Source organism: Streptomyces sp. NPDC015171 (genome assembly GCF_043079545.1).
Classification (GTDB): domain Bacteria; phylum Actinomycetota; class Actinomycetes; order Streptomycetales; family Streptomycetaceae; genus Streptomyces.
Window position 1 is genome coordinate 92,678 of sequence record NZ_JBIBUO010000020.1, and the last position, 14,008, is coordinate 106,685.

The 14,008-nt window shown below is 68.9% G+C and carries 15 protein-coding genes and 3 pseudogenes; 12 read left to right on the forward strand and 6 right to left on the reverse strand.

The window, feature by feature from the left end; all coding sequences use genetic code 11:
* Positions 1–499: 499 nt before the first annotated feature.
* Together ACF073_RS35775 and ACF073_RS35780 are read right to left on the reverse strand one after the other, a co-directional pair.
* On the reverse strand, positions 500–1,627 hold the full coding sequence (locus tag ACF073_RS35775) for a hypothetical protein (protein WP_392075652.1): 1,128 nt from the start codon (positions 1,625–1,627) through the stop codon (positions 500–502).
* A 168-nt stretch (positions 1,628–1,795) separates the two neighbouring features.
* Positions 1,796–2,554, reverse strand: coding sequence for a TauD/TfdA dioxygenase family protein (locus ACF073_RS35780; protein ID WP_392075653.1), 759 nt, complete (start codon positions 2,552–2,554; stop codon positions 1,796–1,798).
* A gap of 734 nt (positions 2,555–3,288) precedes the next feature.
* On the opposite strand from ACF073_RS35780, the pseudogene ACF073_RS35785 reads away from it, so the two are divergent.
* The 4 genes and pseudogenes from ACF073_RS35785 to ACF073_RS35800 form a co-directional block, all read left to right on the forward strand.
* A pseudogene (locus ACF073_RS35785) lies at positions 3,289–3,597 on the forward strand (fatty acid desaturase); the annotation flags it as partial.
* Positions 3,598–3,727: 130 nt separating this feature from the next.
* Positions 3,728–3,988, forward strand: a pseudogene (locus ACF073_RS35790) (fatty acid desaturase); the annotation flags it as partial.
* Between the two features lie 307 nt (positions 3,989–4,295).
* Positions 4,296–4,553, forward strand: a complete 258-nt coding sequence (locus tag ACF073_RS35795; protein ID WP_392075654.1) for an acyl carrier protein — start codon at positions 4,296–4,298, stop codon at positions 4,551–4,553.
* 13 nt (positions 4,554–4,566) lie between these two features.
* Positions 4,567–5,316 (forward strand): thioesterase II family protein, encoded by a 750-nt coding sequence (locus ACF073_RS35800; RefSeq protein WP_392075655.1) that lies wholly within the window; start codon positions 4,567–4,569, stop codon positions 5,314–5,316.
* Here the strand turns inward: ACF073_RS35800 and ACF073_RS35805 are convergent.
* Entirely contained in the window at positions 5,230–5,892 is a 663-nt protein-coding gene (locus ACF073_RS35805; protein ID WP_392075656.1) for a TetR/AcrR family transcriptional regulator, read from the reverse strand. The genes ACF073_RS35800 and ACF073_RS35805 overlap by 87 nt on opposite strands.
* A gap of 186 nt (positions 5,893–6,078) precedes the next feature.
* Between ACF073_RS35805 and ACF073_RS35810 the strand changes: the two genes are divergently transcribed.
* Complete coding sequence (locus tag ACF073_RS35810; protein WP_392075657.1) at positions 6,079–7,587, forward strand: MFS transporter; 1,509 nt, start codon at positions 6,079–6,081, stop codon at positions 7,585–7,587.
* A gap of 92 nt (positions 7,588–7,679) precedes the next feature.
* Here the strand turns inward: ACF073_RS35810 and ACF073_RS35815 are convergent, their stop codons facing one another.
* Positions 7,680–8,279 carry a beta-ketoacyl reductase gene (locus ACF073_RS35815; RefSeq protein WP_392075658.1) on the reverse strand — a complete coding sequence of 200 codons (600 nt, stop codon included), beginning with the start codon at positions 8,277–8,279 and terminating at the stop codon, positions 7,680–7,682.
* Positions 8,280–8,534: 255 nt separating this feature from the next.
* Between ACF073_RS35815 and ACF073_RS35820 the strand changes: the two genes are divergently transcribed.
* Positions 8,535–9,041: a hypothetical protein gene (locus ACF073_RS35820; RefSeq protein WP_392075660.1), complete on the forward strand. Its 507-nt coding sequence runs from the start codon at positions 8,535–8,537 to the stop codon at positions 9,039–9,041.
* Between the two features lie 81 nt (positions 9,042–9,122).
* Positions 9,123–9,764: a DUF6461 domain-containing protein gene (locus ACF073_RS35825; RefSeq protein WP_392075661.1), complete on the forward strand. Its 642-nt coding sequence runs from the start codon at positions 9,123–9,125 to the stop codon at positions 9,762–9,764.
* Between the two features lie 135 nt (positions 9,765–9,899).
* On the opposite strand, the pseudogene ACF073_RS35830 reads toward ACF073_RS35825, so the two are convergent.
* Positions 9,900–10,250 (reverse strand): annotated as a pseudogene (locus ACF073_RS35830) (hypothetical protein).
* Entirely contained in the window at positions 10,247–10,756 is a 510-nt protein-coding gene (locus ACF073_RS35835) for a hypothetical protein (RefSeq protein ID WP_392075662.1), read from the reverse strand. Before ACF073_RS35835 ends, ACF073_RS35830 begins: the two are co-directional and overlap by 4 nt.
* 440 nt (positions 10,757–11,196) lie before the next feature.
* Here ACF073_RS35835 and ACF073_RS35840 point away from each other — a divergent pair, with 440 nt between their 5' ends.
* The 5 genes from ACF073_RS35840 to ACF073_RS35860 all read left to right on the forward strand — a co-directional run.
* Positions 11,197–11,547: a hypothetical protein gene (locus ACF073_RS35840; RefSeq protein ID WP_392075670.1), complete on the forward strand. Its 351-nt coding sequence runs from the start codon at positions 11,197–11,199 to the stop codon at positions 11,545–11,547.
* A 171-nt stretch (positions 11,548–11,718) separates the two neighbouring features.
* A complete protein-coding gene (locus tag ACF073_RS35845) occupies positions 11,719–12,381 on the forward strand; it encodes a hypothetical protein (RefSeq protein WP_392075663.1) in 663 nt (220 codons plus the stop codon).
* Positions 12,382–12,476: 95 nt separating this feature from the next.
* The gene (locus ACF073_RS35850) at positions 12,477–12,776 is read left to right on the forward strand and encodes a YrhB domain-containing protein (protein ID WP_392075664.1); all 300 of its coding nucleotides are present in this window, start codon (positions 12,477–12,479) and stop codon (positions 12,774–12,776) included.
* Positions 12,777–12,838: 62 nt separating this feature from the next.
* Entirely contained in the window at positions 12,839–13,723 is an 885-nt protein-coding gene (locus tag ACF073_RS35855) for an HNH endonuclease signature motif containing protein (RefSeq protein WP_392075665.1), read from the forward strand.
* Positions 13,708–14,008 (forward strand): transposase (locus ACF073_RS35860; protein WP_392075666.1); only part of this gene is annotated, 301 nt, incomplete at its 3' end. The genes ACF073_RS35855 and ACF073_RS35860, both read left to right, overlap by 16 nt.

A 14,008-nucleotide genomic window follows, 5' to 3' on the forward strand; every position in this document is an offset into this window, starting at 1 on the left:
CGAGCGCGGTGGCCGCCGCCGAGAGGGCGGACGGCGAGGGCTCAGGGGACGGCGTGGTGGTGCGCGGTCCCGGAACGCTGTCGGCTGATGCATCAGTGGACTCACTCATGCCGCCCACCCCGTATCCGGGCGTTCTGAGGTGCGCGTGCCGTCAACACCGCGGGTGGGCCGGCCGGGCCGCCGTTCGATTCCGGGAGGCTGCTGCAAGGGGGCGAGGGTGGGGTGCATGGCGTCCTCCGTCTGGGCGTCGGTGTGGCACTGATGCTCTAAAAACGCAGTGGATCTGGTCCCGTCACGGCCCGATCGGAGGGCAATTGGTGAACGCGAGTTCGAATGCCGGGGTCGGGCCGTGCGAGCTCTGGGCTGTCGCCGCTCAAACTCGTTCGATCAGGTCGGGTCACTCCTTCGGGGCATTGCGGACAGCAGGGACCGGGCCACGGCGCGCGATGGCGGCGGCGCGGAGGCAGCTTCTCGGGGCTGGAAGGGCTGGAGCGCGGGGTCAGGCGTCGAGAACGGTGAAAGCGACCGCCGGGAAGCGCCGGCCGTTGACCTGGAGAGCGAGGGAGTAGGAGCCGGGGGAGACCTTCCATCGGGCGGTCGAGCGCAGCGGGTGCGCCTTGGCGAGCTTCAGCTCCTGGCCCGGCTCGGCGGTGGCGCGGCGCAGGAAGGCCACCTTCTCCCGCGGCCGGCCGCCGGGCCCCGTAGTGGCGATCACGATCATCACGTGCACAGGGGCGGTCGCGGTGGCGGTGAGCGCGGCGGAGAAGTTCAGGGTGTCGCCGGCGCGGAGTTCGGTGCGTTCCAGGGCGAGCGGAGTGAGGGAGATGGGTGCGTCGTGGGCGTAGCCGAGGAGGGCGTAGACGGGCGGCCAGCCCTCCTTCAGCCGGTTGCTCAGGGCGTTGCGGGCGAGGAAGGCGAACTGCTCGCCGGTGACCCGGCCCGAGGCCTTCCACCGCTGGAGGGTAGCCAGCGCGAGGTCGGGCTGGGTGGCGGCGATATCCCCCAGGTGGTTGGCCACGGAGGTGCGGACGTAGAGGTGCGGGTCGTCGTAGAGGGTCTCGAGGACGTGCAGGCCCGCGTCGGCGGGGAGCGCGATCCGTGGGGCCCAGGGCAGCAGGGGCCGAGTGGCCTCGCTCGCCAGCCGCCGTACCCGGAAGTCCTCGTCGCGGCTCCACGCGTCGACGGCCTTCATAGTCTCGTCGGGAAAGTCGGCGAGAAAGTGCCGCACCGGGAGCTCGGCGGAGAAGTACCCCGTCATACGGGCCAGCGCGGCGAGCGACCGCTCCAGGTGCTCGGCGGTGCGCAGGTAGCGGGAGACGTAGTCGGAGTAGGGCGAGTAGAGGTGCAGCCCGAAGTCGTTGGTCACCCCGGCGGCTGCGGGCGTCGGCGGCAGCGAGCGCAGCAGGATGTCGAGCGCGTCGGGCCCGGTGACCGGGAGGTGGTCGTGCAGGCCCTGGCTGGTCCGGGCGATCCGGGCGCGCAGCTCCAACCGGGGAAGGTCCGCCATCACCGACGCGACGAACGCGTCGGTGTTGAACTCGGGGCACGCGGCGTGGACTTCGCGGCCGATACGGGCGATGCGCTCGGCGTTGAGGGCGGTCTCTTTCAGGGGAACCTTCGCGGACATGGACAAACCCTAGGGCCGGCTACAGGGGCATCCGCGTGTTCTCGCCGCGGGTCATCCAGCGGTGTGAACGCGGGGGCTTTCGGCTTGTCGGACGGCGGCGCGGTAGAGCAGCCGGCGGTGGCGGGAGCTGCCACAGGGAGAGGCGGTGTGGAGGGTGGCGAGGTTGTCCTATACGACCAGGTCGCCCTGCTCCCAGCGATGGCTGTGGACGTACGGCGCGCTGGTCGTGTGCTCCAGCAGCTCCTCCAGCAGCGCGCGGCTCTCCCGCTCCGCGAGCGTGCTGATGCCGCTGATCACCATGGAGCCGAGCAGCAGCGAGCGGGCGCCGGTTACGGGGTGGGTCAGCACGAGCGGGTGTACGACCTCCGGACTCGCGGCCAGGCTCCCGGCCGCGATCGACGACTGCCCACCGCTGGCCTGGCTCTGTAGCGCGCCGAGCCGCTCGATGGAGTGCACCGCGCGCATCGGCTCGATCCGCTGCCGCACCGCCGGGGCGAGGCCGGCGTATGCGCGGGTCGCGTCGGCGAAGCGGGTCTCACCACCGCGTGCGGGGGTGATGACCGAGTAGAGCAGCGTCGCCGAGGTGAGCTGGGGCTTGAAGCTGTTGTCGGCGTGCCACTCCTCCTCGTTGTCCCCGTCGTAGACCCCGATGTGCTCGCCGTCCTCGACGATGTTGCTGATGACGGTCAGCCCGGGGAAGCCGCCGACGGCGTACCGGCGGTCGACGCCGATGTCCACCGTCCCGAACCAGGAGGCGACGGTCAGCAGATCGGCGTGGGTCAGGTGCTGGCGGGGCACGATCAGCAGCCGGTGCCGATGCAGGGCCGCCGCCGGCTGGGGCGCGAGCCGCTCGGCGTCGGTCGCGAGGTCGGCATCGATGACGGCGCCGAAGCCGCTCTCGTCGAGCGGGCGCAGCGACAGGTCCATCGCCACTCCTCCCGGGACAGCGATTCGGTCCGAACTGGGGCGAGGGCTGGAAGACGCTGATGTCCTTGACGCTGAGGGCGGCCATGCACAGCCGCTCGATGCCGCTGCCAAGTCCGACGCTGCTGCCCGGAACACGTCCCGTGTCGATCACCTCTCTGGCCAGGGCCTGCTCGTCGTCGTACAGGTCCACCGCGCGGGCCCGGTCGACCAACGCGGCCCCGTCGGGCTCGTCCTCGTAGCCGTGGACGACCTCGATGCCGTCGACCAGGACCTCGAAGGGGTTGAGGACGGCGGTCGTGGCGGGCGCATGGCTCGTCCCCACCGACCGGGTACTCGGTCAGGAACAGCGCGGCGCCGGTGCTCTGGGCCTCCAGCTCGTGCTCCACGTACTGCCCGAGCACCGTCTTGAACGGCACGTCCGCGTTCATGCCCAGGTGGGCGGCCATCTGAGCGGGCAGGTCGCCGAGGGGCTCGCGGTGCAGGTCGATGCCGAACTGGTCGCGGACGTGGTCGGCGACGGACACGCCCTGCGGGGCCTAGGGGAGGTGCGGGCCGATCAGCCTCTCGGCGAGCGCCAGGAGGAAGTCGAAGTCCTCGCCGGCGGCGTAGAGGTCGAGCATCTGGAACTCGGGCGCGTGCAGCGCGTCGGGCTTCTCGGGCCGGAAGCACGCGCCGACCTGGAGAAGCTCTGCGGACGCCCGACCACCGGCCTGTGGGACGTCGCCTGGGACCTCATGGCGATCGCCGCCGCAGCGATCGCCGGACACCTCATCGGCCACGTCGCCGGCCCCCTGCTCGCCGTCTGCTACATCGGGGTGCGCCAACGCCACCTGTCCAACCTCGGCCACGAGTGCGTGCACTCCAAGCTCATGGCCACCCGCCGCGCCAACCGGATCGTCGGCTACCTCCTGACGGGCCTGCTCGGCGAAGGCTTCGAGCCCTACCGCAGCAGCCACTACGTCCACCATGCCAAGCTCGGCTCCAACAACGACCCGATGTTCCAGTCCTACCGCGCCGGCAACATCCGCGCCGCGGGACAGGCGCCCAGCCGCCGCGCCTTCGTCCTACGGGTCATCGTGCGCAACGCCCTGTGGCGGCTGCCGAAGACCGCAGCGCTGACCCTGGTCACCCCGCGCGCCGGGGGAGACCTGGCGGGCCCTCGCCACCCGGGCCGTGCTGTGGGCGGGCGTCGTCACGGCGCTGTGGCCCGTGGGCGGCGTGCCGTACCTCCTGCTCTACTGGCTGCTCCCCCTCGTCCTGGTGCGGCCCGTCGTCACCTGGGTCACCCATCTCGGCAACCACGCCGGGCTGATCGAGAACGGCGACATCCTCCTGCATACCCGCGGCTGGACCTCCCACTGGCTCACCCGGCACCTGCTCGGCGGCCATCTCGACGACATGTTCCACCCCATCCACCACTGGTGCCCGCAGATCCACTGGCGGCGCCTGCCCGAGGCCCGCGCCCTCACCGCGCAGCACCTGCCACGCTTCGGTGAAGTGCCGTGGTGCTCCGGCTACTTCTTCCGGCGCCGCGCCACCCCCGACCAGCCGTGCGTGATCGAGGACATCATCACCCGGCTCGCCGCCCCCGCCGCCTGCACCTCACGTCGGCACGCCTCGGCCGCCTGGCCTCCCCCCCGCCCGACCTCGAACCCCGAACGGCACCGCCCACCCCGGCCGCGCGGCCGGAGGCAAGGGCGCGCCGTCGCACGCCGCCGAGCTGAAGGAACGGCTCGCGAACGTGCCGGACGAGGAGTGGCACGGCATCGTGCTCGACATCGTGCGGTCCGAGGCCGCCGCCGTCCTCGCGCTGCCCGGTGCCGAGGACCTCGACACACAGGCGGAACTCCTCGACCTCGGCTTCTCCTCGCTCATGGCCGTCGAACTGCGCAACCAACTGGGCGCGATCACCGGCATCTCGGTGCCGCCGACCCTGGTCTACGACTACCCCTCCACCCACGACGTCGCGACCTTCCTGTGCGACGCGCTCGCCGCCTGACAAGGGGCACCTCGTGACGACGAACACCGTGCATCATTCGCCCTGGATCCGGCGCTTCCGAGAAGCGCCACAGGCCTCGCTCCGGCTGGTCTGCCTCTCGCACGCCGGCGGCTCCGCGACCTTCTTCTTCCCGCTCGCGGAGGAGCTCACCCCGCAGGTCGAGGTGATCGCGATCCAGTACCCCGGCCGCCAGGACCGGTACAGGGAACCATGCGTGAACGACATGGCGGAACTGGTGGAACAGTCGCTGGAGGCGCTGCTGCCGTGGACCGACCGGCCGTTGGCGCTGCTGGAGCACAGCATGGGCGCGACCGTCGCCTTCGAGGTGGCCCGGCGCATGGAGGCCAAGGGCATCGTGCCGCGGGCCCTGCTGGCGTCCGGCCGCCGGGCGCCCACCTGTGCTCCGGGCACCGGTATCGCCGCACTGGACGACCACTCCCTGCTCACCGAACTCGATCTGTTGCACGGGACGGACGCGCGGCTCTTCGAGGACGAGGAGCTGCTGGGCATGGTCATGCCGGCGATCCGCAGCGACTGCGAAGCACTGGAGGGCTACCGCTATCAGCCGGGTCCCGCGCTGACCTGCCCGGTCGTCGCACTGACCGGCGACAACGACCGCAGGGTGAGCCTGGACCAGGCTCGCGCCTGGTCCGACGTGGCCGACACCGCCTTCGGCCTACGGATGTTCGGCGGCGGGCACTTCTTCCTCGGCGAGCACACCGTCGAGGTCGCCGACGTGGTCAGGGGCGTGCTCGGGTGCTGACCCCACCGGCGGATCGATCAGGGAGCAGGCGATGTTCAGCGCCGCGCTGATCAGCTCGTCCCCGCCGCCCTCCGAGCGCTCGGCCTCGTCACCCGCCATGTGCAGGGCGGCGATGGCGAGGCGTACCCGCAAGGAGGCGGCGGGGTCGCTCACGCCGCCGGTCAGCACGCCCGGACCTGTCAGCAGATCGAAGAGCGTGATGATGTGCCCGCGCACCTCGGCCGCGAGCGGCTGTTCCTGCAGCGAGGGTTCGTGCTCCTGCAGCAGCCGGGCCGCGGCCGTGATGCCGTTCGCCGTCAGATCGGCGTACCGGCGCAGCAGTTCACGCCGGGTCCCGGGTCCCTTGGGCTGCTGTTTGCCCCAGTCGATGAGCTCGGCGACCGAGGTCGAGAAGTCACCGAGGACGGCGGCGAGGATCTCTTCCTTGGACTTGTAGTGGTAGTAGAGGGCGGCCTTCGTGATGTTCAGCTTCTCCGCGATCATGCGCAGCGACGTGCCCTCGTAGCCGTACTCGGCGAAGAGTTGAAGCGCGACGCGCTGTGCGCGCTCACGCGTATCGGTACGTCGCCCAGCCATGGAAGTCCTTCCTTCGCCCTCGTTGCGCCCAAAGCCTACGGTTCGGCGTCACCGAGAATGCGTCTCACTTCATTACTTGCCGATCGGCAGGCAATGAACTGCGTTGTCGATGTCTTCAATTTTACCTGTCGACAGGTAATGAATGTGGGGTTCCGGCCCCCGATCCCGAGAAGGTGTCTTTCCGCGATGACCAAGACCGACAAGGCAGCGGGGGGCGCGGCGGCTGTCGACCCCGCCCGGCTGCATGCCCGACGGTGGTGGGGGCTGGCAGCCATCGCACTCTCCCAGTTAATGATCACCCTGGACACGACGATCGTGACCATCGCGCTGCCCTCCGCGCAGCAGGACCTCGGCATGTCCGACGCGGACCGGCAGTGGGTGGTGACGGCGTACACCCTGGCCTTCGGCGGACTGCTGCTGCTCGGCGGCCGCATCGCCGACCGCACGGGCCGCCAGCGCACACTCGTCACCGGCGTCATCGGATTCGCGATCGTGTCGGGCATCGGCGGTATGGCTCAGTCCGGCTGGATGCTGATCGGCGCACGCGCCGGGCAGGGCGTGTTCGCGGCCCTGCTCGCCCCCTCGACCCTGGCGCTGCTGGTGGCGATGTTCCCCGAGCAGGCGGAGCGCGCCAAGGCGATCGGCATCTACACCGCCGTACTGACAGCGGGCGGCGGACTCGGCCTGGTCGGCGGCGGCCTGATCACCAGTTACCTGGACTGGCGCTGGTGCATGTACGTCAACATCCCGATCGCCGTGCTCGCCGCGTTCGGCGCGGTCTCCACGCTGCCCGACCCGCCCGGCAGGGCGGACGCGAAAATGGACGTCTTCGGCGCCGTCACTGGCTGTGGCGGTATCGCGGCCCTGGTCTACGGGTTCTCCGAGGCCGGCGAGCGCGGCTGGGGCGCCGACCGGGTCGGCGTCTCGCTGGGCCTGGCCGCCGTGCTGCTCATCGCGTTCGTGGTCCTGCAGGCCCGGCTGCGCAGCCCGCTGCTCCCGCTGCGGATCATGACCGACCGCAACCGGGGCATGGCGTTCGGCACCGTCGCCCTGGCCACGCTAGGCCTGTTCGGCGTGTTCCTGTTCCTCACCTACCAGCTCCAGACCGTGATGGGCTACTCCGCGGTCAAGGCCGGCGTCGCACTGCTCCCGCTGGTTGCGATGAACGTCACCGGCGCGACCCAGATCTCCAGCCGGCTGCTGCCCAGGCTGCCGTCCCGGCTGCTGATCGTGCCCGGACTGCTCGCGGCGGCCGCCTCGCTCGCCATCCTCACCCAGCTCACCCCCGACAGCTCCTACGCCGCGGTGATCCTGCCGGCCGAGATGCTGCTCGGGCTCGGCATCGGCACCCTGTTCGTGCCGACCGTGGCGGTGGCCACCAGCGGAGTCGACCCGCAGGATGGCGGCGTCGCCTCCGCGACCGTCAACACCGCCCAGCAGGTGGGCGCTTCGATCGGCACCGCGCTGCTCAACACGATCGCGGCCAGCGCCACCGCCACCTACCTGGCCGACCACCACGGCGGCAGCACCCTGCGCGACGCCACCGTCCATGGCTACTCCGTCGCCGCGACCTGGGCTTTGGGCATCATGCTGGGCACTGCGCTGCTGGTGGCGGTCTTCATCAACGCCGACCCCCGCAAGCCCGCGGCCCCCAAGGCGCCGGCCGACCCCGCCGACGCCCTGGCGAAGAAGTAGGACCGTGGACGGATCTCAGCGCGACAGCACAGTGCCCGGCCGGGAGAACCCGGCCGGGCACTGTCCTTGTTGCCGTACCGCGACCTGGTCAGTCAGCGGTGAGCAACGCCATCTCGATCAGCTCGTCGGCGTCCATGGACTCGAAGCCGGAGGTGCCCGGGACCGATTTCCGCGGACGCCGTGCCCCGGCCCTGTGCGAGCCTGCGCAACTGCTCGAGGAGGTTCGAACTCTCCAGCTGTTCCCGTGGAATGGCCGCCAGCGGGGTGCGGATCTCCTCGTCCGGGCCGCCGGTGTCGTCCGCGCCGAACAGCTCCGTGTGCAGGAACCGGGCCACCGCCCTGGACGTGGGATGGTCGAATACCAGGGTCGTGGGCAGCCGCAGCCCGCTGATCCGGCGCAGCCGGTTGCGCAGCTCCACCGCGGTGAGCGAGTCGAAGCCGAAGTCCTTGAACGCCTGCCCCGGTGTGATCCCCTCCGGCCCCGCGTGCCCCAGCGTGGCCGCCGCCTGCACCCGTACGAGTTCCAGGAGCCTGCGCTCCCGGGCGGCCGAGGACAGCCCCGCCAGCTCGGTCCGCAGGGATGTGTCGTCGCTGTCGGCCGCGTCCAGCACCAGCCGGACCTCGTTGATGTCCTCGATGAGCGGACGCGCACGAGCCATGGTGAAGCCGGGCACGAACAGCGACCAGTCCATGTTGCTGACGGTATGCGATCGGCAAGCTCGACCACACCCGGACCGGCACGGACAACGTCGACCTGCTCGACCTGTCCACGAAGATATCGGCCTACTCGCCGGTGGCGAACCCGTCTGCAACCCGTTGGCAGGCCAACGATGCGCAGATCCGCTGCGAGACGATCTCCTCGACCACACCCGGCTGTGCCTTCTACAAGTACGTGCCCACGTGGGTCATACTTCGCCAAGACACCGTCGGCCGTGGCTCACGCGTGGATGATCCAGTCCAAGCTGGCCAACCACCCTGGCAGCAAGGCCGCCAACAAACCTATGTTCTTTCTGCCCGGCAAGGACAAGAACGCCTCTGGCCGCAACCCGGACGCCACCACCGTTCCCGAGATCAGCAGTACCGACAAAGCCTCCTGCGACGAGATCGCCTACGCCTCCAGCTACAACTCCGGCGGCATGCCCTCCACCATCGGCGGGATGATCGAAGTCGACGCCGGAAACGACTGCGTTCAGACCTACGCGACCCGCGTCAAACAGGGCGAGTGGCATCTGTACGACGACATCCGCCAGGGTGCCCCTACGTGGAAGGAAGCATGCGGACGTTCAGCCATGTCGGGCTGGATCAACTCCACCTCGATGGGCGGGGCCTTCAGCTCAGGCTTCTCGGGCAGGTACCGACTGCTGGACAAGGACCCCTACTGGGTGGACTTCCCGCAGTTCGCACACTGCGACGCGTCCAAGACGACCGTGGCCTGCACAGTGCCCAAGCCCTGATCGGCCTCTGACTACTGGTGGGGCACAGCACCGGATCTACGCTGTGCCCCACCGGCTGTACGTAGGGACGGGAGAGCAGCAGTGCCCGAAAGCCTTGCCTGGATTGCCGATGCCTGGGGTGGCGCCCATCTGAACGCCAGAGATCTCTACATCACCTGCGCCCGCGGCCTCAGTTCTGAGCAACTCGCTGGACGCATGGCCGACCACGAGCCCGTGGCGATCGGAGCCGCCCTCACCGGCCGGGAGGCATCCGCCTTGGTCGACCTCAAGCAGGTCTACTGCGCCGGGCGCCTTGGCCAGAGTGGTGATTGGTCGTTCATCGTCGAGTCCGGAGGGAGCGAGGGCTGGGCTCTGGACCCCGCAGTCTCCCAGGGCGCCGAGGTGCTGATCTTCGACCCTCGCCCCGACGATCCGCCGTCCTTCTTCGTGTACCTGGCCGACGGTGCCGTACAGCTGCATTTCGAGCTCGGCGCCGGCTACGACCCCAGTGGTGCCCAGCCTGATTTGCTGCGCCCGGCGCTGGAAGCCGCAGGTGCCATAGCGCCGCAGGACACCCTCGATGACGTGCTCGGCTACGAAGAGGACATGTCCTCGCTCGAGGCCAGCGGCAGGGCCCTGCAAGTCATCGGCGAACACTTTGGTCTCTCCCTGCCGCGTCAGGTGCTGGAGACTGGCCATCTCCCCTCAGCGATCATCCGCATGTCACCGCCCTCGTCCTGGTGACCGCCTCTCTGTTCAGAGGACGCCTTTGGGCACGAGGGATGCATGAGCGGACGGGATGTTCCCGTGGTGCTTCGGGTCGACGGATGACGCGTGGCTTCAGCGTCGACGGGGGCAGGTCCGGATAGAGCACCGATGTCATACGAGATCTCCTTGCGGGTGAAGGGAGCGGCCAGCCCAGTTCAGGCGCTGCCTGGCGTTGTCGGTGAGCAGCGCGGCGGCCTCGTGCAGGGGGCAGGAGGCGTCACCGTCGTGGTCCGGCTCGATCTGCTCCGCCCGCCGCGCGGCAGTGGTGACCAGCTGCGCGAGGGCGGGGAAGAGGCCGCCGGGGTGGTTGACGTCCTCCTGGAGCTCATGCAGGAATCGCGGCGAGCTCCGGGCCGTCGATGCCGTCGGCGCTCAGGTCGTCCTCGATTACTGGAGGGCGAGCTGGGCGATGCCCACGGAGGCGCGCACCCGGTCCAGCCGGGTACGGGTGCGGCCGGTCACCGGCTGGTGGCCTTGGTGGTGGCGACCAGCGCGGCGACGGTCTCCCAGCCGTGGTGCCAGGCACCGTCCAGGTGGAAGGCGCCATTCATGCCGAAGCCGGCGAGCTTGTAGAAGCCGCCTTTGCCGGTCTTGGTGGCGATCCGCTCCAGCAAACCCTCGCCGGGGACGCGGCGGTCCGCCGCGTAGTGGGTGCCGAACGAGATGGCGAGCGCGGCCGCTGCGGCAACGGGGTGGATCCGGATGCCGAGAGCGCGGGCGCCGGCCCCGGCGACGATGGCCTGCGTGGCGGTGTAGGTGAAGCAGTGGTGCAGGCACGCTTTGCGGCCGTCAGCCGTGCCGTGGGTGGTCTTGTCGCCGGTGGCGGGGTCCTCGTAGGTGACCGGGTGGTCGTCGGAGGCGCCCTTCACCCGGGCGCAGAAGTCGTTCTGCACCCAGAAGTCACCGAGGGTGCTGCCAGCGCGGGTCAGTCCCAGGAGGGCGGCGAAGACTGCGGGGCGATGCGTCATGTTGGGGCTTTCCTGATCTCGAAACGGTTGAGGGAGCGGGCGGCCGGCCTTTGCCGGTGCTGCGGCCGCCCGGTTGTGCGGGGCCCGTCCCGGCCTGTGCGGTCGGGGCGGGGCCTGGCTCACGCGGCCAGCCGGTGATTGGCCGGGGCCGGGAGCGTCATGAGGCTGCTGGGGTCCGCGGGCGTGCCGTCGAGGCACTCCGGGCAGCAGCCCAGCTTCTTGGATACTGGCGCAGAGCACTTGTTCCGTGGCTGTCGTATTCCTGTGATGACGCTCCTTGAAAGTGGCTCTGGCCGCAGTTCCGTGAAGATCTCGGTGCGTGGCAGCTCAGGGGACACCGAAAATTGACGGGCCGAGGGCTCTATCCATCGACACACTGGGCCACGTACTCCGCCGCCGAAGGAGATGTGTCCGTGGAGGAGCCAGGGTTCGCCGTGCTTGTGACCGAGCCCGGGAAGGGCGGACAGGAGGCTCTGCAGGCAGTCAGAGCGGTGACCGGACTGAGCCTGTGGCGTTGCAAGCTTCTACTCGACCGCGCCCCTGTGACGGTTCTGGAGGAAGCCCCGCTCGACCGGGCGAGCGTGGCGGCCCGGTGGCTGCAGGACGCCGGCATCCCTGCAGCAATCCGCTGTACCTGGTGCGACAGGACGGTGCCCCGCGACGAGGGGCTGCTTGACCCAGGCCCCTGTGCATCCCGCTTCTGGCCGACCGCCCATTGCCAGGCGAACTGTCTCACCAGCTGTGATTGCGAGTTCTGCAGCGCCTACGGGCCGACCGTCCTGACCCTGTGATTGCAGGCTCATCCCGGGACTGAATGTTCCTGCGCGCGGCTCTTGAAGGTGGGACAGAGCGGCTCGCTGAGATTCCCCACCCACCCTCGCCGTCACGTACACCCCGCATGCGGTCCTGACCGGTGCGGCACAATCACGGTCAACTGGGCAAGCAACGGTGGGGGTGGGAACGTGGGGGGGTTTGGCTCGCGAAGCCGACGTAAGGGCATTCCGAACGAGCCAGCGCTACTGGCGGCGGCTGCTGAGAATCCCGGTGGCAGCGTCGCCGAGATCGACCCGACGTATATCGACGATCCGAACGGCTACGTACCGTCCGAGGCAATCCGCGGCGCGTGGTTGGTAGACAGCAGCGGGAAACTGACGGGTGAGTACCAGAAGAATCCTCGTCACGGGGTGCCGCAGGACGACTTCAGAAGGCTCACTGTCCCTGATCACTGGCTTGGCTGGCTTGGCGATGATCCCGCGATCGCCGTCCGGAAGGGCATCGAAGAGTCCTTGCGAGCCCAGGTGGCAGATGCAGTGGTCGAGTGGGTGAAGATCCTTGAGACGCCTCGATTTCTCACGGGTGGGCGTCGACATCCTGAGGATGAACAGGTCATGTTGGTGACCCGCGCGGCACTCGCTGCACCGTTTGCGTTGTCCGTGCGCACCACGCCGCACGGGCGTTCCATTCTTCTGGGGGTGTTCTCGTGGGCGGCGGTGAACCTCTCACCGCCCGGAGTCCGCAAGGATCGGCACTGGTTTGACCTGGGTGTGGAGCTCGACTGGGCCGGTGAACGGCTTCAAGGGCGGAGCTACGAAATTGACGGTGCGGACGGCACCGCCGAGCGGTAGAGCGGGAAGTCACTCAGCACCGGCGGTCACGTACGTGGCGCTGAGCCATCCGAATTCGCTGGTCGGCAGAGGGACCGGTTCGGGATGCTGCACGCGTGATCGAGCGAGAAGCCGTCGTTCGGGCAGTCGAGGATCAACTGGAGCGCGACTACCAGCAGTGGCGGCCTGTGAGCGCGGACGCGGTGAGGATGGCTGTGATCCGTATCGAGGAGCACGAGCTGGTGTGGATCGTCTCCTGGCAGTCCGAGGAGTTCGTACGCACCCGGAACTCGAAGTACGCGCTCACTGGCGGAGCGGCGGTATTCCGAACCTGCGCTACTCCCGTGACGGGCTCCAGGGCGGCTCAGGCGTGCGATGAGGTCGCCGCTGGCCCCCGCCCCGCGAGGGGATGGTAGGTCGTTCCGGTGGGTGAGGGATTTGCAGGTCGCGTCTCTGTCGACCGCCTATCGTCGGGGCCGTGAGTCTCTTCAAGCCCACCCCGAAGCTCTGCAAGCTGCTGTTCGGCCGCGCATCCCATTGTGCTTATCCCGAGTGCGAGGAGCTTCTGATCCAAGAGCACCGGGGGCAAATCAGCGTCACTGCAGAGATCGCGCATATCCGTGCCGAGAGCGCTGGCGGCCCCCGGTACGATCCCGCGTTCGAGCCGGTGAACAAGGAGGAAAACCTGCTCTTGCTTTGCCCGAAGCATCACGGGTGGATCGACGACTACGCGGACGACTACCCCGTGGAAGAGCTGCTCGACTGGAAGCGGGAGCAGGTTGCCCAGGGCCGGAGTGTCGGCCTCACTGAGAGCCAGGCGGAGCGGATCTTCAAGGCGCTCACCACGCCGCAGGCTGAAGTCGAAGCCGTAGGTGTCCTTAGTGCTGGTGGCGAGAACATCGTCGCCAAGATCGAGAACGTCAAAGCCTTCAACCCGATCAATGGCGAATCCGTCGAGCGCCATTTTGGTGTGCGCGTTTCCAACGTGGGTGCCATCGGGTTCAGCGTCGATGGTGTCGGCGTCATGTTCGACCTCGACGGACTGCCCTCTGCCTACCTCTTCCCGGCCGCGCACCGCCTTCATCGGCCGCTGAAGCGACTGGAGCCGCATGCCAACGGGGTCTGGCTGGCAGAGCCTGACCATCTCAGTTTGATCACCAAAGAGCTTCTCCGGAAGGCGCGGGTACCTATTCGATTCCGCGCCTTCGGCGACCTTGGTTCCGGCACTCGGGTCGACGGCCCGTGGGTCTCGGGCCTGCATCTGCCGATTTGGGAGGACCATGTGACTCAAGAGTGGGTGGACGCCCTAGGCCGTGTCTCTTTGATGGGTTGGTCAGTTGATCGGATGTGTCCATCCGATTAGTGATCACCGATGCGATGTGGGACCGGATCGAGCCGCTGATGCCGGCGGATCCGGTCCGCGGGCGTCGGCGGGCCGACCACCGCCGCACCCTCGAGGCCATCGCATGGAAGTACCGCACCAACTCGCCTTGGCGGGACCTTCCTGATGAGCTCGGCTCGTTCAAGACCGCTCACAAGCGGCTGATCAGGTCGGCCGTGGACGGCACGTGGGAGAGGATCCTCGCCGCGGTCCTGACGGCGGCGGACGCTGACGACGACATCGACTGGACGGTGTCGGTGGACTCCA

Coding starts and splice junctions, on each gene's coding strand:
- ACF073_RS35815 (WP_392075658.1), bottom strand. CDS start 8,279: ATGGACTGGTCGCTGTTCGTGCCCGGCTTCACCATGGCTCGTGCGCGT.
- ACF073_RS35820 (WP_392075660.1), top strand. CDS start 8,535: ATGATCCAGTCCAAGCTGGCCAACCACCCTGGCAGCAAGGCCGCCAAC.
- ACF073_RS35780 (WP_392075653.1), bottom strand. CDS start 2,554: ATGGACCTGTCGCTGCGCCCGCTCGACGAGAGCGGCTTCGGCGCCGTC.
- ACF073_RS35805 (WP_392075656.1), bottom strand. CDS start 5,892: ATGGCTGGGCGACGTACCGATACGCGTGAGCGCGCACAGCGCGTCGCG.
- ACF073_RS35775 (WP_392075652.1), bottom strand. CDS start 1,627: ATGTCCGCGAAGGTTCCCCTGAAAGAGACCGCCCTCAACGCCGAGCGC.
- ACF073_RS35810 (WP_392075657.1), top strand. CDS start 6,079: ATGACCAAGACCGACAAGGCAGCGGGGGGCGCGGCGGCTGTCGACCCC.
- ACF073_RS35835 (WP_392075662.1), bottom strand. CDS start 10,756: ATGACGCATCGCCCCGCAGTCTTCGCCGCCCTCCTGGGACTGACCCGC.